This window comes from Stenotrophomonas sp. YJH_SMC_110, assembly GCF_059369255.1.
In genome coordinates this window covers 174,009-198,523 of the sequence record NZ_JCAFSM010000002.1, presented here as the reverse complement: position 1 = coordinate 198,523, position 24,515 = coordinate 174,009, and the positions used below count along the sequence as shown (strand labels likewise).

Genomic DNA, 24,515 nt, shown 5'->3' with positions numbered 1-24,515 from the left:
CCCTTACTCCAGCCCGTCCAGCAGCTCGTCGACCTTTTCCAGGGTCAGACGCTCATGGTAGTGACCGTTGATGACCATCATCGGCGCGCCGCCACAACCGGCCAGGCACTCTTCCTCGCGCTTGAGGTAGACGCGGCCGTCCGGGGTCGATTCACCGTGCTTGATGCCCAGCTTCTTCTCGCAATGGCGGACGATGTCCTCGGCGCCATTGAGCCAGCAGCTGATGTTGGTGCAGATGGCCACGTTGTTGCGGCCCACCTTCTCGGTCTCGAACATCGAGTAGAAGCTGGCGACCTCGTAGGCCCACACCGGCGGCAGGTCGAGGTACTTGGCGACGGCGGCGATCAGCTCGTCGGTCAGCCAGCCCTGGTTCTGCTCCTGGGCCGCATGCAGGCCCTGCAGCACGGCAGAGCGCTTGCGGTCCGGCGGGAACTTGGACAGCCAGTGATCGATGTGAGCGCGGGTCTTGTCGCTCAGCACCACCATCGGGTCGACGTCGCGCGCCGCCTCGAAATTACCTGTCGCCTTCATCGGCCGACCTCAGCGAAATGCATAACGTGAAATTCCAGAAACTGCGGCGCCGGCTTGCGCCGGCTGCCTGCAGCGGGCGTTGGCGTGGCGGACGGCATTACCGGTCAACCTCGCCGAACACCAGGTCATAGGTACCGATCATCGCCACCACGTCGGCCAGCATGTGGCCGCGCACGATCGAATCGATCGAGGACAGGTGGGCGAAGCCCGGTGCGCGCAGGTGCACGCGGAAGGGCTTGTTGGCGCCATCGGAGACCAGGTAGCAGCCGAATTCGCCCTTGGGCGCTTCCACGGCCGCATAGGTTTCGCCCGCCGGTACGCAATAGCCTTCGCTGAACAGCTTGAAGTGGTGGATCAGCGCTTCCATGTCGTCCTTCATGTCCTCGCGCTTGGGCGGAGCGACCTTGAAGTTCTTGACCATGACCGGGCCGGGGTTGGCCTTCAGCCACGCCACGCACTGCTTGATGATGCGGTTGGATTCGCGCATTTCGGCGACGCGGACCAGGTAGCGGTCGTAGCAGTCGCCTTCCTTGCCCAGCGGGATGTCGAAATCGACAGCATCGTACTTGGCGTACGGGCGCTTCTTGCGCAGGTCCCAGGCCACGCCCGAGCCACGCAGCATCACGCCGGTCATGCCCCACTGGTGCGCCAGTTCCGGAGTGACCACGCCGATGCCGACGGTACGCTGCTTCCAGATGCGGTTGTCGGTCAGCAGGGTTTCGTATTCGTCGACGCGCTTGGGGAACTCGACGGTGAAGTTCTCCAGGAAGTCCAGCAGCGAGCCTTCGCGCGAAGCATTGAGCTGCTTCAGCGCCTTGCCCTTGTGCCAGCGCGATTCCTTGTACTTCGGCATGTGGTCCGGCAGGTCGCGGTAGACACCGCCCGGGCGGTAGTACGCCGCGTGCATGCGCGCGCCGGAGACCGCTTCATAGCAGTCCATCAGCTCTTCGCGCTCACGGAAGGCATACAGCATCACGGCCATCGCACCCAGGTCGAGCGCGTTGGAGCCCAGCCACATCAGGTGGTTGAGGATGCGGGTGATCTCGTCGTACATGGTGCGGATGTACTGCGCACGCTCCGGCGCCTCGATGCCCATCAGGGTCTCGATCGCGCGCACGTAGGCGTGCTCGTTGCACATCATCGACACGTAGTCGAGGCGATCCATGTAGCCGATCGACTGGTTGAACGGCTTGGACTCGGCCAGCTTCTCGGTGCCACGGTGCAGCAGACCCACGTGCGGGTCGGCACGCATGATGGTTTCGCCGTCCATTTCCAGGATCAGGCGCAGCACACCGTGAGCGGCCGGATGCTGCGGGCCGAAGTTCATGGTGTAGTTGCGGATTTCCTGCCGGCTTTCGGCGGCGTTGCTGGCGAACGCTTCGCCGGCCTGGTGTACGTGGCTCACTTCACTGCCTCCTGCGCGCGCTCACCGGCTGCGGTCTGCAGACGGGCGTCGTCACGGATCACGCGCGGCACGCCGACACGCGGCTCCACCGAGGTGACCGGTTCGTAGATCACGCGCTTCTTTTCTTCGTCGTAGCGGACTTCGACATTGCCGATCAGCGGGAAGTCCTTGCGGAACGGATGGCCGACGAAACCGTAGTCGGTCAGGATCCGGCGCAGGTCCGGGTGGCCTTCGAAGATCACGCCGTACAGGTCGAACGCTTCGCGCTCGAACCAGTTCAGGCCCGGCCACACGCTGGTCAGCGAGGACACCACCGGCAGCGCTTCGTCAGGGGCGAAGCAGCGCAGGTGCATCATCAGGTTGTGCTGATACGAGCGCAGCTGGGCGACCACGGCGAAACGCTGGGTCGGCATGTGCTGCGGGCGGGCACCGTCGGCACCGTTTTCCTCGGTGGGGAACTCGCCCCACGCGAAGCGGCCCTGGGCCTTGCCTTCGACGCCACGGCTGAAGCCCTGCGAGGACACGTCGGCGGTGTCCCATTCGTCGGAGCCATAACCGAGGTAGTCGACGCCGCACAGATCCACGGCCTGCTCGAAACCAAACTCGTCACGCAGCGCCAGGGCGGTGGCGTGCCACTCGGCGGCAGGCACTTCCAGCGTCACTTCGCCGCGGGGTTCGACCACGATGACCTTCGCACCAGCGAAACGTGCGGAGAGTCGGTCGATGAAGGATGCTTGCTCTGCCATGGGGGCTTGGCGCGCTCTTGTCAGGTGAAGGGGTCAGCGGGCGATGGTCTGTGTACGCCAGATCTTCTTCTGCAGCTGCAGGATCCCGTACACCAGCGCCTCGGCGGTCGGCGGGCAGCCCGGGACGTAGACGTCCACCGGCACCACGCGATCACAGCCGCGCACGACAGAATAGGAGTAGTGGTAATAGCCACCGCCGTTGGCGCAGCTACCCATCGAGATGACCCACTTCGGGTCCGGCATCTGGTCGTAGACCTTGCGCAGCGCCGGGGCCATCTTGTTGACCAGGGTACCGGCCACGATCATCACGTCGGACTGACGCGGCGACGGGCGGAACACCACGCCGTAACGGTCAAGGTCCAGGCGCGCGGCGCCGGCGTGCATCATCTCGACCGCGCAGCAGGCCAGGCCGAAAGTCATCGGCCACATCGAGCCGGTGCGCGCCCAGTTCAGCAGTGCGTCGACGCTGGTGGTGACGAAGCCCTTTTCCAGCAGCGGGTTGTCGCCTTCCGGCCGCAGGATGTCATCAACCCGGCCTTCCGGCGACGGGTTGTTCATGAGGCCATCGAGAGTCTGAATCACTCCCATTCCAGCGCTCCCTTCTTCCAGACGTAAATGAAACCGAGGAACAGCATGCCGACGAACAGGCCCATGGTGATGAGCGAACGGGCGCCCAGCTCCATGAAGACCTGGGTCCACGGCACGATGAAGATGATTTCCAGGTCGAAGACGATGAACTGGATCGCGATCAGGTAGTAGCGCACGTCGAACTTCATGCGCGCGTCTTCGAAGGCCTCGAAGCCGCACTCGTACGGCGACAGCTTTTCCAGATCGGGGCGGCGGGGACCGAGGAATCGACCAACCAGCATCAGCGTAATGCCGATACCGGTGGCAACGATCAGAAACAGCAGAGAAGGCAAATATTCGGCCAGCACAGCGATTCTCTCTTGCCTCTGCCGCCGCGCCTGCAGGCGCTTTGGCATGGGGGAGTGGACGGGAACCTGCCTGGCGCCTTGCGCGCCAGACGAACCCGCTTTACTTACAAATGGTGCCCAAGAGGGGACTCGAACCCCTACGACTTGCGTCGCTACCACCTCAAGGTAGTGCGTCTACCAATTCCGCCACCTGGGCAAACGATCACATCAGACTATCTTCCCGATGCGCCGCGTATTGTAACCGGCTTCAGTGTTTCTGGGAGCCTTCCGAAGGCTTTTCTTCACCAGAAACCGAAGATTCCGCCTGAGCCGGCACATTCGCCGCCGGAACCGGGGCGGCCGGGACCGGATCGGCCTTCGGAACGGCCGGCAGTTCGCCCGCCGGAGCCGCCGGCGCGCTGGCCGCCGGGGCGGACATCAGGCCCAGGTCCTGGTCGGCCGCCGGACGGGTGCCGTGACCGGCATACCAGGCCATGAAGAGACTGATGCCGAAGAACACGACGGCCAGCCACTTGGTCGACTTGGACAGGAAGTTCGAGGCGCCACGCGCACCGAACACCGTACCCGAGGCGCCGGCGCCAAAGCCCGAACCCGCCGCCGCACCCGAGCCACGCTGCATCAGGATCAGCGCGATCATGGCCACAGCGACCAGCACGTAGACGACATTGAGGATCAACATCAGCATTGGAAACCGCCCTCGGACAATACTTCTAGGATTAGTTCGCGGCCGCCGCCCGTGCGATGGCCAGGAAGTCCGCGGCCACCAGGGAGGCGCCGCCGACCAGCCCACCATCGACATCCGGCTGCGCGAACAGTTCCCCGGCATTGTCGGGCTTCACGCTACCGCCGTAAACAATGGGCAGTGAATCAGCAATTCTAGCATCGAAGCGCGCAACTTCGCCACGGATGAACGCGTGCACCTGCTGTGCCTGCTCCTTTGTAGCAGTACGGCCGGTACCGATGGCCCAGACCGGCTCGTAGGCGACCACGGCCTTGGCAAAGCCGGCCGCGCCGACCAGTTCCAGCACCGGCGCCAGCTGGCTGGCGATGACCGCTTCGGTCTGCCCGGCCTCGCGCTGCTCCAGGGTCTCGCCCACGCACAGCACCGGCACCAGGCTGGCATGCTGGGCGGCGGCGAACTTGCGCGCGACCAGCTCGCTGCTTTCATGGTGATACTGGCGGCGCTCGGAATGGCCGACCAGGCCATAGCGGGCCCCGACCTCGACCAGCATGGCCGCGCAGACCTCGCCGGTATAGGCGCCCTTCTCGTTGCTGCTCACGTCCTGCGCGCCGAAGGCCAGGCTGGTCTCGCCGAAGTCCTCGACCAGCTCGCCCAGGTACGGCAGCGGCGGCAGGATCACCACGTCCACCCCCTCCAGCGGCAGCCCGGCAGCCACCTGCCCCAGCAGTTCATTGGCGAATTGACGGCTGCCATGCAGCTTCCAGTTTCCGGCGACGATCTTGCGGCGCATGAGCGGGTGGCTCCTGTGTGAAGTCAGCCGGTCATGATACCCGTTGCGGCAAAATCCGTTTCATTGTAAGCGGTTACATGGATTTTCAGCCAACGGCGCAGCCCCTCGTGGCGGAGGGGGGGCGGGGTTTGGTTGGTCGCGGAGAGCCCGGCTAGATCTGGGGCTTGGCCGGGCGGGTGGGACTGCGCAGGGGGCGCTGCAAGTACGTCCATGTAAGCTCGATCGCCGCTTGCTCATGTGCGCTGTCCTGCGCACACGGCAAGACCGGGATTGGGCGTCCTGCCCAACCCGCCCGAGGCATGCCTCGGGCCCATGCGGCTCACGCCCCTGCGCAGCCCCACCCGCCCGGCCTCTGACACAGTCCGGCGGTTCCGCCCGCCACGGGAAGAAAAAAGAAGAGCAAGAGCAAAGACAAAAGCTGCATTCCGGGTTGATGCTGGCTGGACCAACCCCCTACCCCACTTCGATCCGAGAGATCTCATCCACGCATGGCGTGGATCTACCGTGTCGAGCAAGGTCGACACCCACCAACCGTCACCGGGAAACTGTCGAAGGCGGGGAGGTGTCGGATGGCGGGGTGTCCGCGACATGGATGTCGCGGCCAAGCCCCCAGGGATGGGTTTACGGCGTCCCCGCCATCCGACACCTCCCCGCCTCCCCACGGAACACCCCAGAGCCGCTTTGGCTTTGGACTTGCCGGCCAGCGGCCGGCACTACCGCGGGTGCAGGGTGCAACCCTGCAAAGAAAAAGGCCGCCTTTCGGCGGCCTCACTTTTCTTTACTTCAGCTTGATCTCGCGCAGGCGTTCCTCGAGGAAGCCGTGGGCGGTGATCGCCTCCGGATACCGGCTCGGGTTCTCCGGAGTGATGCACGAGGGCAGCACGTCGATCAGGAAGTCCGGGTTCGGGTGCAGGAAGAACGGCACCGAGTAGCGCGGCTGGCGCGCCAGGTCACCCGGGGGGTTGACCACGCGGTGGATGGTCGACGGATACACGTGGTTGGTCAGGCGCTGCAGCATGTCGCCGATGTTGACCACGATCGTGTCCGCATCTGACGTAAATGGCACCCACTCGCCGTCATGCGACTGCACTTCCAGGCCTGCGGCACTGGCGCCGACCAGCAGGGTGATGAAGTTGATGTCGCCATGGGCACCGGCACGCACGTTCGGGATGTCGTCAGTGGTGATCGGCGGGTAGTGGATCGGGCGCAGGATCGAGTTGCCGAAGTTGGTCTTGTCGGCGAAGAAGTCTTCCGGCAGGCCAATGTGCAGGGCCAACGCGGACAACACGCGCGACCCCAGGTTGTCCAGCGCCTGATACAGGCCGTAACCGCGCTCACGGAAACCTTCGACCTCGGCCGGCCACAGGTTCGGCGCCATCACGTCCCGGTACTTGGAATCGTCGGCGATCTCGCGGCCGATGTGCCAGAACTCCTTCAGGTCGAAATGCTTGGAGCCCTTGGCGGTTTCCACGCCGAACGGGGTGTAGCCGCGGGCGCCGCCGCTGCCGGCCACGTGGTACTTGCGCTTGACCTCTTCCGGCAGGGCGAAGAAAGCCTTGAAGGCATCGTAGGCCGCGTCGATGTCGGCCTGCGGGATGCCGTGGTTACGGATGCCCGCGAATCCCCATTGGCGGTAGGCCGCGCCCAGCTCGGCCACGAAGGCCTCGCGGTCGCTGTCGAAACGGGTGATGTCGAGGGTGGGGATCTGGCTCACAGCGGTTCCTGGCTTGTCGTTGGGTCTGAGGGGGCCAACGCATTCATGGCCCGCCTGAACATTGTGACAGATCGCCCGGGGGACGCCACTCGATACACGGAAACAAACCGATACAATGCGCGACCCGCGCGCGGAGCAACGCTTCCGTCACGTTGGCCCCGCCCCTCTCCTGCACCCCCTGAACCTGCCCCACCATGCCCGCAGCTGCCCCTGCCGCCCCTGCCATTGAAGGTTCCGCCCGGCGCTGGCGGCGGCTGGCCTGGTGGTCGCTGTTCATCGCCGGCAATGCGGTACTGGCCGCGGCGATTGCGCTGGGCAATGTACCGCTGCGTGACAATCCGGGCGGCGGCGCCGGCCTGGCCTATCTGGCGGTCGCCCTGCCCGGCCACCTGCTCGCGTTCGGTGTGCTGGCCGGCCTGCTGCCGCTGCTGCTGGGCCTGTGGCCACGCAGCGCGCGTACGCTGAGCATCAGCGCGGCCGTGCTGCAGGGCCTGTGGCTGTGCCTGCTGCTGGTCGACGCCAAGGTCTTCACCCTGTACCGCTTCCACCTCAATGCCATGGTCGTGAACATGGTGTTCGGCGGCGCCCTGCAGGACCAGGTTGCCCTGTCCTGGAAGACCTGGCTGCAGGTCGGCCTGCTGGTTGCCGCGGTCTTCACCGCCGAGGGCCTGCTGGCCTGGGCGTGCTGGAAACTGCTGCCGGCCGCGCCGCGCCGTCGACGGGTGCTGCAGGCCTGGGCGGTGGTCGCGCTGCTGATGGCCGGCGGCCAGGTCGCCACGGCCTACTACGACGCCCGCGGCGACCGTGATGTGATCGCGCAGTGGAACTACCTGCCGTGGGCGCAGCCGATCACGGCCAAGAGCTTCATGCGGCGCCTGGGCGTGGTCAGCCAACAGCACGCCGGCCTGCCCGACCCGCGCCATGCGCAGCTGCTGTACCCGCTGCATCCGCTGCGCTGCCAGAGCCCACATCGTCCCAACGTACTGATGGTGGTACTGGAGTCGCTGCGCCACGATGTGCTGACACCGCAGCTGATGCCCAACACGTCGACGCTGGCGCAGGATGCGCGCGTCTTCGACCACCATTTCAGCACCGGCAATGCCACCCGCTACGGCCTGTTCGGGCTGCTCTACGGCCTGCCCGGCGGCTATTGGCCGAGCATGCTTGACGAGCAGCGTGGCTCGCAGCTGTTCCAGGTGCTGGGCCAGCAGGGCTACGACCTGCACCTGTACGGCAGTGCGCCGTTGTACAGCCCGGAGTTCGATCGCACGGTGTTCGCCGATGTCCGCGACCAGCTGCACCAGGGGCCGGCAGCGCTGAAGTCAGACGGCCGCGACCGCGCGATCATCAGTGCGCTGCAGCAGGACATCCGCGCCAGCCAGGCCGCGCAGCGCCCGTGGTTCGGCTTCGTGTTCCTCGACTCCACCCATGCGCCCTACCACATGCCCGAGGGCTATCCGGCGGTGGCCACACCGATGGCCGCCGATATCGATTTCCTCAAATTCGGCCCGGAGCATGACCCGACGCCGGAACTCAACCGCTACCGCACCGCCGTGCACTATGCCGACAGCCTGATCGGCTCGCTGCTGGACGACCTGCGCGCACAGGGCCTGGCCGAGGACACCATCGTGCTGGTCACCGGTGACCATGCCGAAGAGTTCAACGACCTCAAGCTGAACTACTGGGGCCACAACGGCAACTTCTCCGACTATCAGCTGCAGGTCCCGTTCGTGCTGCATTGGCCGGGCAAGGCCGCTGGCCACGACGCACGCACCAGCTCGCACGAAGACTGGGTGCCGACACTGATGCGCCACGCACTGGGTTGCGAGAACGCACTGGCCGATTACAGCACCGGCCAGGACCTGCTGGCCGAGCCGCAGGGCACGCGTGCGCTGGTGGTCGAAAGCTGGTCGCAGCGCGCGGTGCGCCATGGCGATGCCATCTATGTGTTCGACAAGTTCGGCAACGCCACCGCCCTGGACCTGCGCTACCGGCCGCTGCCACAGCAGGCGCCCGATGCGGCCGCCGTACGCACTGCATGGGAAGCGCTGACCCGCTTCCGCAACCGCTGACCCTCAAGGATCGATCCTGCATGAACCGTCCGCTGCGCATCCTGCACACTGAAGCCGCCAAGGGAATGGGCGGGCAGGAGATCTACATCTTCCGCCACATGCAGGTGATGCGCGCGCGTGGCCACGAGGTGGCGCTGCTGTGCCAGCCCGAAGCGCGACTGGCCCAGCTGGCACGCGATGATGGTTTCACCGTGCATACCCTGCGCATGGGTGGCCTGCTGCGCCTGCTGCGCGGCATCTGGTCGGTCTCGCGCCTGGTGCGCCGCGAACGCTATGACGTGGTCAACACCACCAGCCGCCGTGACGCACTGATCGCCGCCGCCGGTGCACGCCTGGGCGGCACGCCGCTGGTGGTGCGCTCGCGCCACCTGATGAGCCCGGTCAACTCGCTGCTGACCTATACCGGCCTGCCGCACCGGGTGCTGACCGTCAGCAGCTTCGTCAAGCAGTTGCTGGCCGCGCGCGGCATTCCGGCCGAACACATCGGTATCGTGCCGCCCATCGCGGTCCCGCCGCGCTGGAGCGAAATCCGCAAGGACGACCCCTGGCAATGCCTGCAGGAGGTACGCGCGGACGTGCGCGCCGAACTCGGCTTCGGCGAACAGGACATCGTGGTCGGTTGCGTGGCGGTGCTGCGCGAACCCAAGGGTCATGCCGACCTGCTGCAGGCGATGGTACCGCTGTGCAAGACGCACCCGAACCTGCACCTGGTGGTGGTCGGCGATGGCCAGCCGGTCATGGACCGGCTGCAGGCGCTGCGCGACGAGCACGGGCTGCAGCAGCAGGTCCATCTGCTCGGCTATCGCGATGGCGCATGCCGGCTGATGGCTGGCTTCGACATCTTCGCGCTGGCATCGCACAAGGAAGCGGCCGGTACCGTCTTCCTGGAGGCCGCCTATGTCGGGGTGCCGATCGTGGCCACGCGGGTGGGTGGCGTGCCGGAGATGGTGGTGGATGGCAGCAATGCGATCCTCACCCGGCTGGGCGACAATGCAGCCCTGACAGGCGCCCTGCGCCTGCTGGTGGACGATCCGGAACGGCGGCGGCAGATGGGCCGCGCCGGGTGGGACTGGATGCGCAGCGCGCACCGGTTCACTCCCGACGGCCACGGTGAGACCACCGAACACTATTACCACCAGTGGCTGAAGGAGCTGGGACATGGCTGATGCCCGAACCGTACCGGTGCTGATGCACCACCACGTCAGTCCGTCGCCGGGCATGATCACCGTGTCACCGGAGAATTTCGAAAGCCAGATCGCGTGGCTGGCCGGCAACGGCTGGACGTCGCTGACACTGGACCAGTACGCCGGCTTCCTGGCCGGCAAGCCGGTGCCGCGCAAGTCGATCGTGATCACCTTCGACGATGGCTACCTGGACAACTGGGTGTATGCGCACCCGATCCTGCAGAAGTACGGCATGCACGCGGTGGTGTTCGTGGTCACCGGCTGGATGGGCGAAGGCCCGGAGCGGCCCCACGCCGGGCTTGCCGGGGCAACGTTGCCTGCCACGCCGGACCATCGCGGCTGCGAAGCGGCGATCTACGAGCAGAACCGCAGCGACGACGTGATGATGCGCTGGAGCGAAGCGCGCGCGGCCATCGCCGCCGGCACCTTCGAAGTGCATTGCCACACCCATACCCACACCCGCTGGCTGCGCCGCGACGACCTGGACCGCGCACAGCGCCGTGCCGGCCTGAGCCACGACCTGGCAGTCTCGCGCGACGTCCTGCAGGACAAGCTTGGCGAGGTGTCCGATACGCTGTGCTGGCCCTACGGCGATTTCGACCAGGACCACATCGAGGTGGCGCGCGAGCACGGCTTCCGCTACCTGCATACCACCCACCCGTTCGGACGCAATGTGGTGGGCGGCGACCCGGAGCGCATCTATCGTTTCGCGATCCGCAACCGCCCGGCCAGCTGGCTGCGAAAACGCATCGCACAGAGCTACAACCCGCTGATCGCACCGCTGTTCAATGGCTTCAAGGCACGCCAGAAGAAGATGGTGCCGGGGCCGTAGGCAACCCACCGCCCTGCCCCTTCAACGAAAACGCCCCGGCATTCCGGGGCGTTTTCGTTGGGCAGATGTGCAGCGGCCTCAGGCGGCGGCTTCACGTACCGCCGCGGACAGTCGATCCAGCGTGTCCTGCATCAGCGTCGCATCATCGGCTTCGACCGTGACCCGCACCACCGGCTCGGTACCGGACGGGCGCAGGAACGCACGGCCACGGCCGGCCACCGACTGCTGCGCGACAGCCAGCGCGGCCTGCACGCTGCCGGCCTGCACCGTGGCCTTGGCCGAGACATTGCCCAACCGCACGTTGACCGTCTTCTGCGGCACCCGCACCAGTCCTTCCAGCGCCTGGCGCAGGGTCTGCCCGCTGTTGCGCAATGCCACCAGCACCTGCAGCGCGCTGACGATGCCGTCGCCGGTGGTGGCCCGATCCAGGCACAGCAGGTGGCCGGAGGCTTCACCGCCGAGCACGCCGCCGCCTTCCATCAGCGCCTGGTGCACGTAGCGATCGCCGACATTGCTGCGCACGAACGGAATCTGCAGGTCGGCAAATGCCTTCTCGACGCCGTAGTTGCTCATCAGCGTGCCGACCACCGGGCCGCGCAGGCGGCCTTCGGCTTTCCATGCACGGGCCAGGATATACAGCAGGTCATCGCCGTCGACCGGGTTGCCCTGGTCGTCGGCCATCAGCACGCGGTCGCCATCCCCATCGAAGGCGATGCCGAGATCGGCGCGGGTTTCGCGGACCTTGGCCGCCAGGTTGTCGATGTGGGTGGAACCCACGCCGGCGTTGATGTTGACGCCGTTGGGCTCGGCACCAATGCCGATCACCTCGGCGCCCAGTTCACGGAACAGCAGCGGCGCGATCTGGTAGGTGGCGCCGTGCGCGCAGTCCAGCACCAGGCGCACGCCACGCAGGTCGAACGCGCGCGGCACGCTGGCCTTGCAGAACTCGATGTAGCGGCCGACCGCTTCGCGCGCACGCGACGCCTTGCCCAGCTTTTCCGATTCGGCGGTGGTGAACGGGATGTCCAGCGCCGCTTCCAGGGCCAGCTCGGTGGCATCGTCGAGCTTCTCGCCCTGGGCGGAGAAGAACTTGATGCCGTTGTCGTAGTGCGGGTTGTGCGAGGCGCTGATGACGATGCCAGCGTCCACGCCAAGCGTACGGGTCAGGAACGCCACCGCCGGGGTCGGCATCGGCCCCAGCAGCTGCACGTCCGCACCGGCGGCGACCAGGCCGGCTTCCAGTGCCGCTTCGAACATGTAACCGGAGATGCGGGTGTCCTTGCCGATCACCACGATCGGCCGGCGCCCGTCCTGGCCGCGCTGGTCGACCAGGACACGGCCCAGGGCGTTGCCCAGGCGCAGCACGAAGTCGGCCGAGATCACGCCCTGGCCGACCCGTCCACGGATGCCATCAGTACCGAAGTACTTGCGGCCTCCCATCAAGCCACCTCCGGCGCCGGCTGACGGCCCAGCATTGCCAGCAGATCGGACAGGCGGTCGCGCATTTCGCGACGGTCGCAGATCTGGTCGATAGCGCCGTGCTCCAGCAGGAATTCCGAGCGCTGGAAGCCTTCCGGCAGCTTCTCGCGCACGGTCTGCTCGATCACGCGCGGGCCGGCGAAGCCGATCAGCGCCTGCGGCTCGGCGATGTTGATGTCACCCAGCATCGCGAAGGAAGCCGACACGCCGCCGGTGGTCGGATGGGTCAGCACCGAGATGTACGGCAGGCCGGCTTCACGCAGCTTGCCCAGCGCGGCCGAGGTCTTGGCCATCTGCATCAGCGAGAACAGGCCTTCCTGCATGCGGGCGCCACCGCTCTGCGAGAAGCACACGTAGGGCGCACCGATCTCGACCGCGGTTTCCGCGGCCAGTGCGAAACGCTCGCCGACCACCGAGCCCATCGAGCCGCCCATGAAGGCGAAGTCGAACGACGATGCCACCAGCGCACGGCCCTTGAGCAGGCCGCGCATGGCGATCAGCGCGTCGTACTCGCCGGTGTTCTTCTGCGCGATCTTGATGCGCTCGCTGTACTTCTTCTGGTCCTTGAACTTGAGCAGGTCGGTCGGCCCCAGGCGCGCACCGATCTCGGTGGTGCTGTCGGCATCGAACAGGGCAGCCAGGCGCGCACGCGCACGGATCGCCATGTGATGGCCGCACTTCGGGCAGACTTCCAGGTTCTCTTCCAGTTCCGGACGGTACAACGCGCTGCCGCAGTTGCTGCACTTTTCCCACAGGCCCTCGGGGACACTGCGCTTCTTGCTGGGGGTGTTGTCGGTGCGGATGCCGGACGGCATCAACTTGCTGAGCCAACTCATGCGGGAGGACACTTCCGTTCAGGGCGGCCCGGGGGCCGCAAAGGCGGACAGTCTAGCTCCGCTTTCCCCGCCCGTGCACCCCCTTGCCAGACACGGGGCAGCCGGAAAAAACCATGCTGGGACGTACGTTTAGGTGCTGGGGCGGTGCCTGCCGCTGGCCGGCAGCCCTTGCGTGCAGACCGATGGGTAGTGCCGGCCGCTGGCCGGCAGCCCTTGCACGCGAGCCCTCAGGAGGATGCCGGCCAGCGGCCGGCACTACCGTTACGCGTCCAGCGCCTGCCTCAGCGGGGCGAGGAAGGCCCGGGCGTGCTGCGCGGCCTCTTCCGCCGAGCCCGCTTCGGCCAGCGCCGCCACCAGCGCGCTGCCCACCACCACGCCGTCGGCCTGGCGGGCCATGGCCGCGGCACTGGCGGCATCCTTGATGCCGAAGCCCGCCACCACCGGCACCGACGCACGCGCGCGCAACGCCTGCAGGCGGGCACTGGCGGCATCGCTGTCCAGGCGCTCGGACGCGCCGGTGACACCGGCAAAGCTGACGTAGTAGAGATAGCCACGGGCCAGCGCCAGCAGCTTGTCGGCTCGCGCCTCGCTGGTGGTCGGCGACGCCAGCAGTACCAGCGCAAGGCCGGCTGCGTCGAACGTCTGCTGGGCGTCGCCCGCTTCTTCCGGCGGCAGGTCGACCAGCAGCACGCCGTCCACGCCGGCGTCGACGGCGGCCTTGGCGAAGGCCGCGTAACCGTGGATCTCCACCGGGTTCAGGTAGCCCATCAGCACCACGGGGGTCTGCGCATCGCGCTCGCGGAACTGCGCCACGGCCTGCAGGACGTAGCGGCTGCCGGCGCCGCGCGCCAGCGCGCGCTCGGAGCTGCGCTGGATGGTCGGGCCATCGGCCATCGGGTCGGAGAACGGCACGCCCAGTTCAATCACGTCGGCGCCGGCGTCGACCAGTGCGTGCATGACCGGCACGGTGGCCTCCAGCGAGGGATCACCGGCCGTGACGAAGGGGATCAGCGCCTTGCGCTGCTGTTCGCGCAGACGCTGGAAACAGGCATCGAGTCGGGATACGGACATTTCAGGCACATCCTTCAATCAGTTCAATCGCATCGCTGGTTCCCCAGTACATCTGGGTGACCCGCCCTTCAAACAGTTCCACGCGGATACCCAGGTCCGAACCCGGGTCCTGCCAGGTGAGGTACTCGCCCTGGTCACCGTCGTAGGCATGCGGGCTGGATACCGGCGGCTTCGGGAACTGGGCCATGGCCTGGGCGCGGGTCATGCCGACACGCAGGCCGAACGGACCGGGCTGCTGGGTCGGCGCCCCGCTGTCCGGATCCAGGCCGAGATCGAAACGGACGACGCGATCTTCATCGGTCATCATCGACACGCCGGGCGGCAGCCCCTTGCCGTCGTAGTACTCGCAACTGCCGCCGATGGCTTCGACCGCCCCTTGCGCGGTCCACGGCCCGAGTGCCTTCAGATCGCCCATGTGCTGGCCGATCAGCACCTCGCCGGCATGGTCCAGCGCCACCGAGACCACCGCGGGCGCGCCATCGCTGTCCATATCTTCCGTGGACGGCGGATCGACGATCGGCGCACGTGCCATCGGGTCGAGGTCATCATTCGCGGCCGCCTGCTGTGCCGGCTGCGTGGTGGCCTTGGCGGCCGGTGCCAGCAGCGGCGGCTCCGGCGGCTGGCACGCGGCCAACCCCAGCGCCAGCAGCAGCACGCCACTGTTGCGCAGCAGCGCGCTCACAGCACCAGCCCTTCGCGCGCGGCGATGGTATGCACATCCTTGTCGCCACGGCCGGACAGATTGCACAGCACGATCTGGTCACGCGGACGCTCACGCGCCAGCTTGATCGCCTGCGCCAGCGCATGGCTGGACTCCAGCGCCGGCAGGATGCCCTCGGTATGCGCCAGCAGGTGGAAGGCCTGCAGTGCTTCGTCATCGGTGATGCCGAGGTAGCGCGCGCGGCCGGTATCGGCCAGGAATGCGTGTTCGGGGCCGACGCCCGGATAGTCCAGGCCGGCCGACACCGAATGGGTCTCGATGATCTGGCCGTCGTCGTCGCACAGTACATAGGTGCGGTTGCCATGCAGCACGCCCGGGCGACCGGCGGCGATCGATGCAGCATGGCGACCGGTGCTGATGCCATCACCTGCGGCCTCGGCGCCGACGATCTCGACCTGGCGGTCGTTGAGGAAGGCATGGAACAGGCCGATGGCATTGCTGCCGCCGCCGACGCAGGCAGTGATCGCATCGGGCAGGCGGCCGTACTCGGCCAGCATCTGCTCGCGTGCCTCGCGGCCGACGATGGCGTTGAAGTCGCGCACCATGCGCGGATAGGGATCCGGACCGGCGACCGTACCGATGATGTAGAAGGTGTCCTGCACATTGGTCACCCAGTCGCGCATCGCTTCGTTGAGCGCGTCCTTCAAAGTGGCCGAACCGGAGGTGACCGGCACCACCGTCGCGCCGAGCAGCTTCATGCGGTAGACGTTGATCTTCTGCCGCTCGATGTCGGTGGCGCCCATGTACACCACGCATTCCAGGCCCAACCGCGCGGCAACCGTGGCGCTGGCCACGCCGTGCTGGCCGGCACCGGTCTCGGCGATGATGCGCTTCTTGCCCATCCGCGCCGCCAGCAGCGCCTGGCCGATGGTGTTGTTGATCTTGTGCGCGCCGGTGTGGTTCAGGTCTTCGCGCTTGAGCAGGATCTGCGCGCCGCCGACATGGTCGCTCAGCCGCTGGGCGTGGTAGATCGGGCTCGGCCGGCCCACGTAGTGGGCCAGGTCGCGGTCGTAGGCGGCCTGGAAGGCCGGATCCTGGCGGGCCTGGTCATAGGCCTGGGCGAGTTCCTGCAGCGGGCCGACCAGGGTTTCGGCAACGAAGCTGCCACCGTAGCGGCCGAAATGGCCCTGGGCATCCGGGAAGGCGTGGTAGTCGGCAATGGGGGAGGCAGACATGGAAGCGACCGCTGGTTCGAGACAGGTGGATACTCTAGCGCACGGGTCGTGACCGGAAAATGGATATTATCTGGCATATACCGTCAGGAAATCTCACATGAGCCGTTCGCTGTTGCCACCGCTCAATGCGCTGCGCGCGTTCGAGGCCACCGCCCGCCTGGGCGGGGTTGGCCGCGCCGCGCAGGACCTGCACGTGACCCACGGCGCGGTCAGCCGCCAGCTGAAGCTGCTGGAAGACCACCTCGGCCTGGCGCTGTTCCAGCGGGCCGGTCGCGGCCTGCGCCTGACCGCTGCGGGCACGCGCCTGCAGGCAGCGTGCAGCGAGGCCTTCAGCGGCATCGAAGACTGCGTGCGCGAACTGCGCCGGCCGACGGCGGCCCCGGCGCTGGTGCTGGGCTGCAGCGGCAGCGTGCTGGCGCGCTGGATGATTCCGCGCCTGCCCGCACTTCAGGCCGCCCTGCCCGGCGTACGCCTGCAGTGGTCGGCGCTGGATGGCAGCTTCACCGAGGCGCAGGCCGCACTGGACGCGGTGCTGCTGCTGGCGCAGGGGCCGTGGCCCCGGGGCTGGCAGGTGCGTGAGCTGGCGCCGGAACGGGTCGGCGTGGTGGTGGCCCCCTCGCATCCGGCCGCGCAGCGACTGCGGCATGTGCCGCCTTCGGCGCTGCTGCAGGAGACGCTGCTGCACACCAGCTCACGGCCGCAGGCATGGCCGGCGTGGGCGCAAGCGCACGATCTGGACACCTCGAAGCTGCAGCTGGGTACTGCCTTCGAGCACCTGTACTACCTGCTGGAGGCAGCGGTGGCCGGGCTGGGCCCGGCGATCGCACCCGAGCCCCTGGTGGCCGAGGACCTGGCCGCCGGGCGACTGGTTGCGCCGTGGGGGTTTGCCGCCACCGGTGGCTTCTGGGTGCTGGCGCGACCGGATGGACCGGCAGATGGGCGCGTGGATGCGCTGGCCGACTGGCTGGGCCAGCAACTGCGCTGACAACAAAAAGGGGACGGAGGGGATTAAGTCGCAAGTGGCACAAACGACTTAATCCCCTCCGTCCCCTTTTTTCAGCTGGCAGTCGGGGTGGCCAGTCGCTGCTGCAGGTCTTCGCGCAGGCGCGACAGCTCGACTTCGGCCTGCTGCCGCTGCTGCATTCCTTCGCGATGGATGCTGCGCACTTCCTCGACCGTGGCGATCAACTGGTCGTGCACGTGGCGCAGCGTGGCCACGTCGATCACGCCGCGCTGGTTGCTGCGCGCGGTATCCACCGAGGCCTGGCGCAGCAGGTCGGCGTTGCGGCGCATCAGCTCGTTGGTGGCATCGTCGATGGCAGTGGACAGCTCGACCGCGGCCTTCTGCTCACCCAGCGAAAGCTGGATGGCGAACTGGCGCTTCCACGACGGGATGGTGATCTCGCGCACCGTGTTGAACTTCTCGATCAGCTGCAGCGCGTTGGCCTGGATCAGGCGGATCATCGGCAGCGACTGGTCGGCCGCATGCTGCATCAGCTGCAGGTCGGACACGCGCTTTTCGAGGAGGCGGATCGCGTTGTCGACTTCGCTCTGGCGGATGCGCTGCTGCGGATCCTCACTGCCCTGCCCGGCCTGCTGCTCGGCCTGCAGTTCGGCCAGGCGCTGCTTGCCGGCCGCAGCATACAGGCCCAGCGCATGGCGTTCTTCGCGGACGATGTCATGCATGCGGTCGAACTCGCCCACGCGCTTGCCCATCAACGCCTGCTGCACACCGACATCACCCAGCAGCTGCTCGATCTGCGCATTGGTGTCGCTGAACTTCTGCACCAGCTCGCCCTTGGATACGCGCAGGCGGTCGATCAGGCCACCGATCACCGGCACCTTCGACCGCTGCGCGAAGCCGTCCAGCTTCAGGCTGCGTGCGATGCGCACCACTTCGCCCAGTTTCTCGCCGCTGGCATCGAGGTCACGATTGCGCACCTGGTCCAGCAACTGGCTGGAAAACGCCGCGGTGCGCGTGGCCGCTTCGCGACCGAAGACCTGCAGGTTGCCCGGGCGCAGGTCATCCAGCTCCAGACGGATCTCGGCGATGCGCGGCAGATCCTCGCGGACCAGGCCAAGCGCCTGCAATGCGCCTTCATCGAGCGGAACGGCGGTAGTCGTGCCGGGCACGAGGGCACCGGGGGTCTGGCTGTCCTGGGTCATCGGGCAGTCTCCTTGCAGTTGGGTAAGCGGCAGCGGCGGCCGGCTCAAGGCAGTCTAGCCTGAGCCGCCGCGACCTCGTCATCGATCTGTGCGTGCAGCGTGGCGGCCTTCGCCGCCAATGTGGCGCCGGCCGCGGCCTGGCCCGCCGCGGCGGCCTGCCGCCAGGCTGGCAACAGGACGTCATGGATGCGCGCGAAGCGTTGCAGCAGCACGTTGTCCTGGTCCTGCAGGAGCTGCCACTGGCCGGCCTCGAGACGGCGCAGCGTGGCCAGCCGGCGCAGGTGATCGAGCCGTTGCGACAGCGCGGCCTGGCCGGCGGTATCCAGCGACGCCAGCCGCACCGCTGCCAGCTCGACCCAGGCGTCCAGCGCTGCGGCCGCCGCTGAATGTCCGGCGATGGCCATGGCCCGCAGCTGCAGCTGCTGCTGCAGCTGCTGGGCCTGCTCGCGCGCCTGCAGGGCCAGCACGCCCAGCTGCGACTGCAGCGCACGTCCTTCCGCCTCGCGATCGACATCGCGCCCCAGCAGGCGGCCCCACCAGCCCGCCTGCTGCCGGATCTGTGCCGGGTTATCGGCCTGCAGGGCCAGCGCGATGCGTGCCAGTGCGGCCACCAGCCCTGCGCCCGCGCCCGGCGGCAACGGTGTTTCGCGCCGTGCCAGCGCCTGCAGCAACGGCGCACCATAGTCGGCCAGCGCGGCGACATCGGCCGTGTCCGGCAAGCTCGGTGGCGGCAGTGGCGCCTGCATGGTCACGGCAGCGGCGGCGGCTTCGGTGTCGTCGCTGGAATCTCCTCACCGTCGTCCGGCGGCAACGACTCGCCGTAGAAGTGACGCATCAGCGCCTCATCCAGCGCGCGCTCCTCCGGCGTCGTGGCACGGCGCACACGCGCACGCTGCGCCACCGCACTGTTCGGCACCCCACGCTCGACCTGCTGCCGCGCCCAGCCGGCGAACGCGGCCAGGGTCTGCGACACCTGTGCCTGCTGCGCCTGCGATGCCGCCAACAGTTCCACCAACGGTGCCAGGCCAGCCTGCAGGTCGTCGGCCAGGACCGTCGTCGGCACACTGGCGGCTGCCGCGACCGGCACCGGCGCGGCGGCCGGACGTGTTTCAGAAAGACGATGCAGGGCCTCCAGCAACGCCGGCCACGGTGCCGGGTCGGCAACGGCAATCGGTTCCGGCGTCGGCGGTGGAAGCTGCAGGGCGGTGGCGATGTCGGCCAGCTGCGCGACCACGCGCCCGCCGACATCGCTGTCGTCGGCCCCCATGGCCTTGTTGCGCAGGAAGTCGCGCTTGATCTGCGTCCAGCGTTGCGCCTGCGTGTCGTCCAGCACGCCGCGCAGCTCGGCCAGCTTCAACAGGTTTTCTTCGGCGCCGGTGGTCAGCAGCTGTGCCTCGCCCAGGTAGTGGTCGGAGATCAACTGCTGCAGCTCGTCCTCGTTCATCACCGGCGAGATCTTCTCGGCCAGCTTGTTCATGTTGCGGTAGCTACCCTGCAGCCGGAACGGCGGCTCGGTGCGGTAGCGATCGTCCTGCGCGGCACTGGCGATGTACTGCTGGTTGACGCGGTAGACCACGTCGCGCACGCGCAGCATGCGCTGCAGGGTGGCGGTGATTTCGTTGATCTCCGCGCTGCTGTAGGCGTGGCTCAGGCCGTTGGTCGAGACCTCCTTGCCCATCGCCCGGTCGACCAGCGTGTACAGGTCAGCCATGTCGCGCGTAGCCAGCGGCGCCAGCACCGGGTTGGAAGTCAGGCTGTTCTCGATGTAGCTGAGGGTAAAGGCCGCCTCCATGCCACCGAGCACATCACCCAGGTTGTAGATGTCGGCACGGTTGGCCAGCATGTCCGGAATCTTGAACACCTCGCCGGACTCGGTGTACGGGTTGCCGGCCATCACCACGCAGAATTTCTTGCCGCGCATGTCGTAGGTGCGGGTGCGACCGCGCCACACACCTTCGATACGGCGGGTGCCATCGCACAGCGAGATGAACTTCTGCAGGAACTCCGGATGGGTGTGCTGGATGTCGTCCACATACAGCATGGTGTTGTTGCCCATTTCCAGCGCCAGGTTGAGCTTCTCCAGCTCCTGCCGCGAGGTCGCGTCCGGTGCCTGGGCCGGGTCCAGCGACCGCACCTCGTGACCCAGCGCCGGGCCGTTGATCTTCATGAAGACCAGGCCCAGGCGGTGCGCCACGTATTCCATCAGCGTGGTCTTGCCGTAGCCGGGCGGCGAAATCATCATCAGCAGGCCCATCAGGTCGCTGCGCTTGTTCTCGCCGACCGTGCCCATCTGCTTGGCCAGGTTGTCACCGATCACGCCCAGGTAGACATCATTGATCAGCTTGTTGCGTACGAACGAGGACAGCGGCCGCGCCTTGAACTCGGAAAGCCGCAGGGTCTCGCGCTCGCGGCCGATGATGCCCTGGCGCAGCGCCTGGTAGGCATGGAACGCTGGCACGAAATGACGCAGGTGCTGCTTCAGGCGCACCAGGAAGTCATCCAGCGATACCACCAGCGTGCCGTTGCTGATGCGTGCGTGTTCACCCAGCAGGCCACTGACCTCCGCCTGCAGCGCGGCGTCGCTGGCACGGGTACGCAGCTGGCGCTGCACCAGCAGCAGTGCTGCAGCCTCGTCGACGTAGCCGGCATGCGGGGCATGCGCCGGCATCCGCGCCAGCGCCCGCAGCCACTGACCGGCCAGCGCCCAGCGCGTGGCCAGCGGATCCTGGCTGCGCTGCAGGGCGCGTTCGACCGCCTCGCGTTGCCCGGCCTGTTCCAGCTGCCGAGCCAGTGCCTCCAGCAGCGCTACCGCATGGCGGCTGCTGCTGAACACCGGTTCGCCGGCCGCCAGTTCCTCGCCCAGATAAGCGGCTGCGGCCTCTGCGGCATCGGCATCGAACGGCAACGCGTGGGATTGCGCATACGCCAGCAGTGCCTCGGCCATCTCCGCACGCAACGCCAGGCGCCCTTCGTCGGACCCCAGCAGGCGTGCCAGCGCTTCAGCACCCATCTGGCGGGCCGGCCATTGCGCCACCGCTTCGCGCCGCTGCTCGGCAGCCCAGAACAGCACCGCCAGCGCACGCACCCGCGGTGCATGCCGCAGGCTGCCGGCCGCCTGCTGCAAGGGCAGCAACGCACGCAGGATCAGCGCGGCATCATGGTCATGGATGCCGCGCTCGTAGCCTTCGCGGTAGCGCGGTGCGGCAAACGCACGCACGCGCTGGTCCAGTGCTTCGGGCGTGGCGACGTCGTGCTGCAGCGTGGCCAGGTCAAGCCCGTCGCTCCCCTCCTGCGCGGCCATCAACAGGCTGCCGGCAAGATACTCGCCGCGATACAGTGCAGGTGATTCGGAGTCCAGGGTGACCGGCCAGAACGGCTTCAGCGCATCCAGCTCCGGATCGTGCAGGGTCTCCAGGAAGTCGGTGCCGGTCAGATGGATCGCCAGCGTGTCACCACGCGGCAGCAGGGTCAGGTCCAGCGCCTGGGTGTTGACGCTGAAGCGATGGCGCGGCCCCAGCCGCACCACGTTGCCGCCCGCCTCGTACAGATCACTGCGGTCACGCAGCTGGCGCACCGCCTGGTCACGCACGCCCTTCAGGCGCGCTTCGATGTCGTCGGCCTTGACGTTGTCATGCAACGCGCGCAGGCGTTCGGCCAGCTCACGCAGCTTGAGGATCAGCGGATCGCCGGCAAAGAACGCATTGAGCTCATCGGCGGTGGCGAAGCGCTCGGTGCGCTTGGCCAGGCCATCGAGGATGCGGCTGGCCGCATCCAGCACCGAACGTGCCTTGCGCTGGCGGTCATCCAGCAGCGCCTGCTTGTGCGTTTCGAAGGCTTCAACCAGCTCTTCGCGCTTGCTCAGGATGTCGCCGAGGAACTGCTCGTGTTCGCCGAACTGGCTCTCCAGCTCCTCCAGCTGCACCAGCAGGCGCGACAGCTGCTCGTCGGCACGCTCCGGGTCCGTGGCCAGCGCCAGCGCGCTGGTGATCGACTGCGAGAACAGCGCGAACTGCGCGGCGAACTGCGCCACGGCCTCGGCTGAGCCGAGCGACCTGCGGCGCTGATCGGCACGCGCGCGGGCCTGGTTGAGGCGGCCGTACAGCACCGAAATGGACTCGACCACGCGGGTGCGGGCGGTGGCATCGTCCACCTTCAGGCCGGCCATCAGTTCAGACAGCATATCCAGATCGGCCGCCATCCCGCGCAGCCCCTCCAGCTGCTCATCCAGCTGGCGGGCACTCTGCGCCTGCTGCGCAGCTTCATCCAGCGCCTGCAGGCGCGTGGTCAGCGGCACCAGCGCGGCATCGCCGGCGAGGAAGTCACCCGTGGCGGCGCCGACACGATCCTGCGCCTCCACCAGCTCGGCCGTCATCGTCTCGATGCGCGCGGTGTCGATGTAACGCAGCTCGCGGATGGTCAGCAGCCGTCCACGCAATGCGGTGATCGCATTGAGGGCCTCGACGAAGGCCTGCACCTCGTTCCAGTTCTGCGGCTGCAGCCGGCCCAGCAGCGCCTTGTGCGCGGCCTCTGCCTCGACCATCGCCTGCGCCGACTGCTGGCGGATCGACTGCACCTTCTCGTACTCGTCCAGCACCGATTCGCCGGTGGCGCTGATCTGCCGCAGCAGCGCCTCGGCGCCATCGCAGGCCGCGTCGCCCAACCAGTGGTGGGCATCGAACAGGCGCCGGGTGTCGGCCACCAGGCGCTGGTAGCGCTGCACCGACACGTCCTGGCCATCGATCTCGCGCGCCAGGTTGAACAGGTTGGAGATGCCCCGCACCAGTTCGGCGTTGCCGATGCGTCCCATGAAGGTGTTGCCGGGTGGCCGGCTTGCAGCAAACTCGTCACTGCTGAACGGGGTCTGCCAGACCTGCATCGGATGGATGCGGGTCGGTTCGCTGCCTTCGGCATGGAACAGCACCATGCGCCCGTCCTGCATCAAGGCGTAGCCATGGCCGAACACCGGGTTCTGCAGCACGCGCTGGATGGTGTTGTAGACGAACAGCGCCGAGCGCCCGCCTTCGCGCTCGTAGAAGATGTACAGCACGTCCTCGCCGTTGGGCGAACGGATGCTGCGCTTGAACTGCATGCCGGCCATCGAGGCGTCGAACGCCTTGTGCTCGCCGCCCTGCAGGTAATAGCCACCCGGGAAGATCACGCCGTGGTCTTCGGGCAGCTGCACGCAGGCCTGCACGATCGCATCGTTGCGCACGATGCCGCCGGTCAGCGTGTTGTAGATCAGCCCGCGCCACTCCGTCTCGCGGTACGGCAGCACTTTCAGCAGCACCAGCGAGCCGACCCGGGCGAACTCGAACTGGGCGTCGTCCAGCGACTGCGTGCTGTCCTCCACCGGTTCGCTGTAGATGCCCTGCCCGGTCTCGGTGTTGTTCTCGACCTTGATCGTGAGGTCGCCGCCGGTGGTCTCCACGAACAGGGTATCGAGGATGTTCAGGTGCGAATGGCGGCCATTGACCGCCAGGTCGCGGGTCGCCCGGGTCCATTCGAAGTCGAACGGCGGCGGCAGTGCGATATCGCGCTCACCGCGCGCATCCAGATAGGTCAGTTCGCCATCGCGCGACAGCGCCCAGCGGAACACGCGCACGTCGCTGCTGCGCTCACCGATCTGGAACGACGCCAGCAGCTTGTCCCCCACCACGATCAGCTGCAGCAGGCGCGCGTGCTTGTAGTAGGCGTACAGTTCGTTGAAGTCGTGCACGAAGCCGGGCTGGTCGAGGAAGCTGCCCTTCAGCTCCAGCGCCGCCACGTCGTAGCCGTCGCTGCCCTGCACCAGCCGGTACAGGCCGAACACGTCCTCGATGCGGGTCTGGGTCTTCAGCCCGATGAACACGTTGTAGCCGAACAGCAGGCGGTCCGGCCCGACCTGCACGATGTCACGGCCGACGCAGTTGTTTTCGCTGCGGATGCGGAAGCGCCCGACCACCTCCAGGCGGCTGTCGCCGAACTCGGCCAGGCGCTGGCGGTTGAGCGTTTCGGCCAGGCCCTGCAGGCGCTGGCCCTGCTCGGCCAGGCGGCGGCGCAGGACTTCATAGGCACCGCCCTGGGCAACGGCCTGGTCGACGGTAGTGCCGCCGGCCTCCGGTGCGGTGGATTCGGCGGACGGATGGGTATCAGACATCAGCAGGCTTCCGGCTCACGGGCGGACGGCCGCGGTTGCG

20 protein-coding genes and 1 tRNA gene are annotated in these 24,515 nt (G+C 67.4%); 4 read left to right on the top strand and 17 right to left on the bottom strand.

The window, feature by feature from the left end; all coding sequences use genetic code 11:
• Positions 1 to 3 precede the first annotated feature (3 nt).
• The 9 genes from nuoE to AC5P6H_RS05460 form a co-directional block, all read right to left on the bottom strand.
• Positions 4 to 531 carry an NADH-quinone oxidoreductase subunit NuoE gene (nuoE, locus tag AC5P6H_RS05500; RefSeq protein ID WP_014647867.1) on the bottom strand — a complete coding sequence of 176 codons (528 nt, stop codon included), beginning with the start codon at positions 529 to 531 and terminating at the stop codon, positions 4 to 6.
• A 97-nt stretch (positions 532 to 628) separates the two neighbouring features.
• Positions 629 to 1,936, bottom strand: coding sequence for an NADH-quinone oxidoreductase subunit D (locus AC5P6H_RS05495; protein WP_014647868.1), 1,308 nt, complete (start codon positions 1,934 to 1,936; stop codon positions 629 to 631).
• On the bottom strand, positions 1,933 to 2,682 hold the full coding sequence (locus AC5P6H_RS05490) for an NADH-quinone oxidoreductase subunit C (RefSeq protein WP_014647869.1): 750 nt from the start codon (positions 2,680 to 2,682) through the stop codon (positions 1,933 to 1,935). The genes AC5P6H_RS05495 and AC5P6H_RS05490 overlap by 4 nt, the downstream gene beginning before the upstream one ends.
• A 33-nt stretch (positions 2,683 to 2,715) precedes the next feature.
• The gene (locus AC5P6H_RS05485) at positions 2,716 to 3,270 is read right to left on the bottom strand and encodes a NuoB/complex I 20 kDa subunit family protein (protein WP_005417936.1); all 555 of its coding nucleotides are present in this window, start codon (positions 3,268 to 3,270) and stop codon (positions 2,716 to 2,718) included.
• Entirely contained in the window at positions 3,261 to 3,617 is a 357-nt protein-coding gene (locus AC5P6H_RS05480; RefSeq protein ID WP_008265012.1) for an NADH-quinone oxidoreductase subunit A, read from the bottom strand. Before AC5P6H_RS05480 ends, AC5P6H_RS05485 begins: the two co-directional genes overlap by 10 nt.
• A gap of 111 nt (positions 3,618 to 3,728) precedes the next feature.
• Positions 3,729 to 3,813 (bottom strand) — tRNA-Leu (locus AC5P6H_RS05475).
• A 51-nt stretch (positions 3,814 to 3,864) separates the two neighbouring features.
• A complete protein-coding gene (secG, locus tag AC5P6H_RS05470) occupies positions 3,865 to 4,302 on the bottom strand; it encodes a preprotein translocase subunit SecG (RefSeq protein WP_014647871.1) in 438 nt (145 codons plus the stop codon).
• Positions 4,303 to 4,333: 31 nt separating this feature from the next.
• Positions 4,334 to 5,089, bottom strand: a complete 756-nt coding sequence (tpiA, locus tag AC5P6H_RS05465) for a triose-phosphate isomerase (RefSeq protein WP_495202374.1) — start codon at positions 5,087 to 5,089, stop codon at positions 4,334 to 4,336.
• A gap of 778 nt (positions 5,090 to 5,867) precedes the next feature.
• Positions 5,868 to 6,803 carry an isopenicillin N synthase family dioxygenase gene (locus AC5P6H_RS05460; RefSeq protein WP_032956201.1) on the bottom strand — a complete coding sequence of 312 codons (936 nt, stop codon included), beginning with the start codon at positions 6,801 to 6,803 and terminating at the stop codon, positions 5,868 to 5,870.
• Positions 6,804 to 6,997: 194 nt separating this feature from the next.
• Between AC5P6H_RS05460 and AC5P6H_RS05455 the strand changes: the two genes are divergently transcribed.
• Genes AC5P6H_RS05455 through AC5P6H_RS05445 form a run of 3 tightly spaced genes read left to right on the top strand, consistent with a single transcriptional unit; the run spans position 6,998 to position 10,891 of the window.
• Positions 6,998 to 8,875, top strand: coding sequence for a DUF3413 domain-containing protein (locus AC5P6H_RS05455; protein WP_197575503.1), 1,878 nt, complete (start codon positions 6,998 to 7,000; stop codon positions 8,873 to 8,875).
• Between the two features lie 20 nt (positions 8,876 to 8,895).
• Positions 8,896 to 10,041 (top strand): glycosyltransferase family 4 protein, encoded by a 1,146-nt coding sequence (locus AC5P6H_RS05450; RefSeq protein WP_014647875.1) that lies wholly within the window; start codon positions 8,896 to 8,898, stop codon positions 10,039 to 10,041.
• Entirely contained in the window at positions 10,034 to 10,891 is an 858-nt protein-coding gene (locus tag AC5P6H_RS05445) for a polysaccharide deacetylase family protein (protein ID WP_049407821.1), read from the top strand. The genes AC5P6H_RS05450 and AC5P6H_RS05445 overlap by 8 nt, the downstream gene beginning before the upstream one ends.
• Positions 10,892 to 10,969: 78 nt before the next feature.
• On the opposite strand, the gene glmM is transcribed toward AC5P6H_RS05445, so the two are convergent.
• The 5 genes from glmM to trpB form a co-directional block, all read right to left on the bottom strand.
• Positions 10,970 to 12,331 (bottom strand): phosphoglucosamine mutase, encoded by a 1,362-nt coding sequence (glmM, locus tag AC5P6H_RS05440; protein ID WP_014647877.1) that lies wholly within the window; start codon positions 12,329 to 12,331, stop codon positions 10,970 to 10,972.
• Positions 12,331 to 13,206, bottom strand: a complete 876-nt coding sequence (gene accD, locus AC5P6H_RS05435) for an acetyl-CoA carboxylase, carboxyltransferase subunit beta (RefSeq protein WP_005410473.1) — start codon at positions 13,204 to 13,206, stop codon at positions 12,331 to 12,333. Before accD ends, glmM begins: the two co-directional genes overlap by 1 nt.
• 261 nt (positions 13,207 to 13,467) lie before the next feature.
• Complete coding sequence (gene trpA / locus AC5P6H_RS05430; protein ID WP_241887541.1) at positions 13,468 to 14,277, bottom strand: tryptophan synthase subunit alpha; 810 nt, start codon at positions 14,275 to 14,277, stop codon at positions 13,468 to 13,470.
• A gap of 1 nt (position 14,278) precedes the next feature.
• The gene (locus AC5P6H_RS05425; RefSeq protein WP_049407824.1) at positions 14,279 to 14,959 is read right to left on the bottom strand and encodes a hypothetical protein; all 681 of its coding nucleotides are present in this window, start codon (positions 14,957 to 14,959) and stop codon (positions 14,279 to 14,281) included.
• Positions 14,956 to 16,173, bottom strand: coding sequence for a tryptophan synthase subunit beta (gene trpB / locus AC5P6H_RS05420; protein WP_032957499.1), 1,218 nt, complete (start codon positions 16,171 to 16,173; stop codon positions 14,956 to 14,958). The genes AC5P6H_RS05425 and trpB overlap by 4 nt, the downstream gene beginning before the upstream one ends.
• A gap of 97 nt (positions 16,174 to 16,270) precedes the next feature.
• Between trpB and AC5P6H_RS05415 the strand changes: the two genes are divergently transcribed.
• Positions 16,271 to 17,158: a LysR family transcriptional regulator gene (locus AC5P6H_RS05415; protein WP_032957497.1), complete on the top strand. Its 888-nt coding sequence runs from the start codon at positions 16,271 to 16,273 to the stop codon at positions 17,156 to 17,158.
• 71 nt (positions 17,159 to 17,229) lie between these two features.
• Here the strand turns inward: AC5P6H_RS05415 and AC5P6H_RS05410 are convergent, their stop codons facing one another.
• The 3 genes from AC5P6H_RS05410 to AC5P6H_RS05400 are packed head-to-tail and all read right to left on the bottom strand — an operon-like array spanning position 17,230 to position 24,475.
• A complete protein-coding gene (locus AC5P6H_RS05410; protein WP_014647882.1) occupies positions 17,230 to 18,339 on the bottom strand; it encodes a toxic anion resistance protein in 1,110 nt (369 codons plus the stop codon).
• Positions 18,340 to 18,383: 44 nt separating this feature from the next.
• Entirely contained in the window at positions 18,384 to 19,085 is a 702-nt protein-coding gene (locus AC5P6H_RS05405; RefSeq protein WP_014647883.1) for a hypothetical protein, read from the bottom strand.
• 2 nt (positions 19,086 to 19,087) lie between these two features.
• Positions 19,088 to 24,475, bottom strand: a complete 5,388-nt coding sequence (locus AC5P6H_RS05400; protein WP_495202373.1) for a DNA repair ATPase — start codon at positions 24,473 to 24,475, stop codon at positions 19,088 to 19,090.
• Positions 24,476 to 24,515: the final 40 nt, after the last annotated feature.

What these genes read in the sequence shown, in the direction of transcription:
- nuoE (WP_014647867.1), bottom strand. Translation starts at nt 531, where the DNA reads ATGAAGGCGACAGGTAATTTCGAGGCGGCGCGCGACGTCGACCCGATG.
- AC5P6H_RS05490 (WP_014647869.1), bottom strand. Translation starts at nt 2,682, where the DNA reads ATGGCAGAGCAAGCATCCTTCATCGACCGACTCTCCGCACGTTTCGCT.
- AC5P6H_RS05485 (WP_005417936.1), bottom strand. Translation starts at nt 3,270, where the DNA reads ATGGGAGTGATTCAGACTCTCGATGGCCTCATGAACAACCCGTCGCCG.
- secG (WP_014647871.1), bottom strand. Translation starts at nt 4,302, where the DNA reads ATGCTGATGTTGATCCTCAATGTCGTCTACGTGCTGGTCGCTGTGGCC.
- tpiA (WP_495202374.1), bottom strand. Translation starts at nt 5,089, where the DNA reads ATGCGCCGCAAGATCGTCGCCGGAAACTGGAAGCTGCATGGCAGCCGT.
- AC5P6H_RS05455 (WP_197575503.1), top strand. Translation starts at nt 6,998, where the DNA reads ATGCCCGCAGCTGCCCCTGCCGCCCCTGCCATTGAAGGTTCCGCCCGG.
- AC5P6H_RS05450 (WP_014647875.1), top strand. Translation starts at nt 8,896, where the DNA reads ATGAACCGTCCGCTGCGCATCCTGCACACTGAAGCCGCCAAGGGAATG.
- AC5P6H_RS05445 (WP_049407821.1), top strand. Translation starts at nt 10,034, where the DNA reads ATGGCTGATGCCCGAACCGTACCGGTGCTGATGCACCACCACGTCAGT.
- glmM (WP_014647877.1), bottom strand. Translation starts at nt 12,331, where the DNA reads ATGGGAGGCCGCAAGTACTTCGGTACTGATGGCATCCGTGGACGGGTC.
- accD (WP_005410473.1), bottom strand. Translation starts at nt 13,206, where the DNA reads ATGAGTTGGCTCAGCAAGTTGATGCCGTCCGGCATCCGCACCGACAAC.
- trpA (WP_241887541.1), bottom strand. Translation starts at nt 14,277, where the DNA reads ATGTCCGTATCCCGACTCGATGCCTGTTTCCAGCGTCTGCGCGAACAG.
- trpB (WP_032957499.1), bottom strand. Translation starts at nt 16,173, where the DNA reads ATGTCTGCCTCCCCCATTGCCGACTACCACGCCTTCCCGGATGCCCAG.
- AC5P6H_RS05415 (WP_032957497.1), top strand. Translation starts at nt 16,271, where the DNA reads ATGAGCCGTTCGCTGTTGCCACCGCTCAATGCGCTGCGCGCGTTCGAG.
- AC5P6H_RS05410 (WP_014647882.1), bottom strand. Translation starts at nt 18,339, where the DNA reads ATGACCCAGGACAGCCAGACCCCCGGTGCCCTCGTGCCCGGCACGACT.
- AC5P6H_RS05405 (WP_014647883.1), bottom strand. Translation starts at nt 19,085, where the DNA reads ATGCAGGCGCCACTGCCGCCACCGAGCTTGCCGGACACGGCCGATGTC.
- AC5P6H_RS05400 (WP_495202373.1), bottom strand. Translation starts at nt 24,475, where the DNA reads ATGTCTGATACCCATCCGTCCGCCGAATCCACCGCACCGGAGGCCGGC.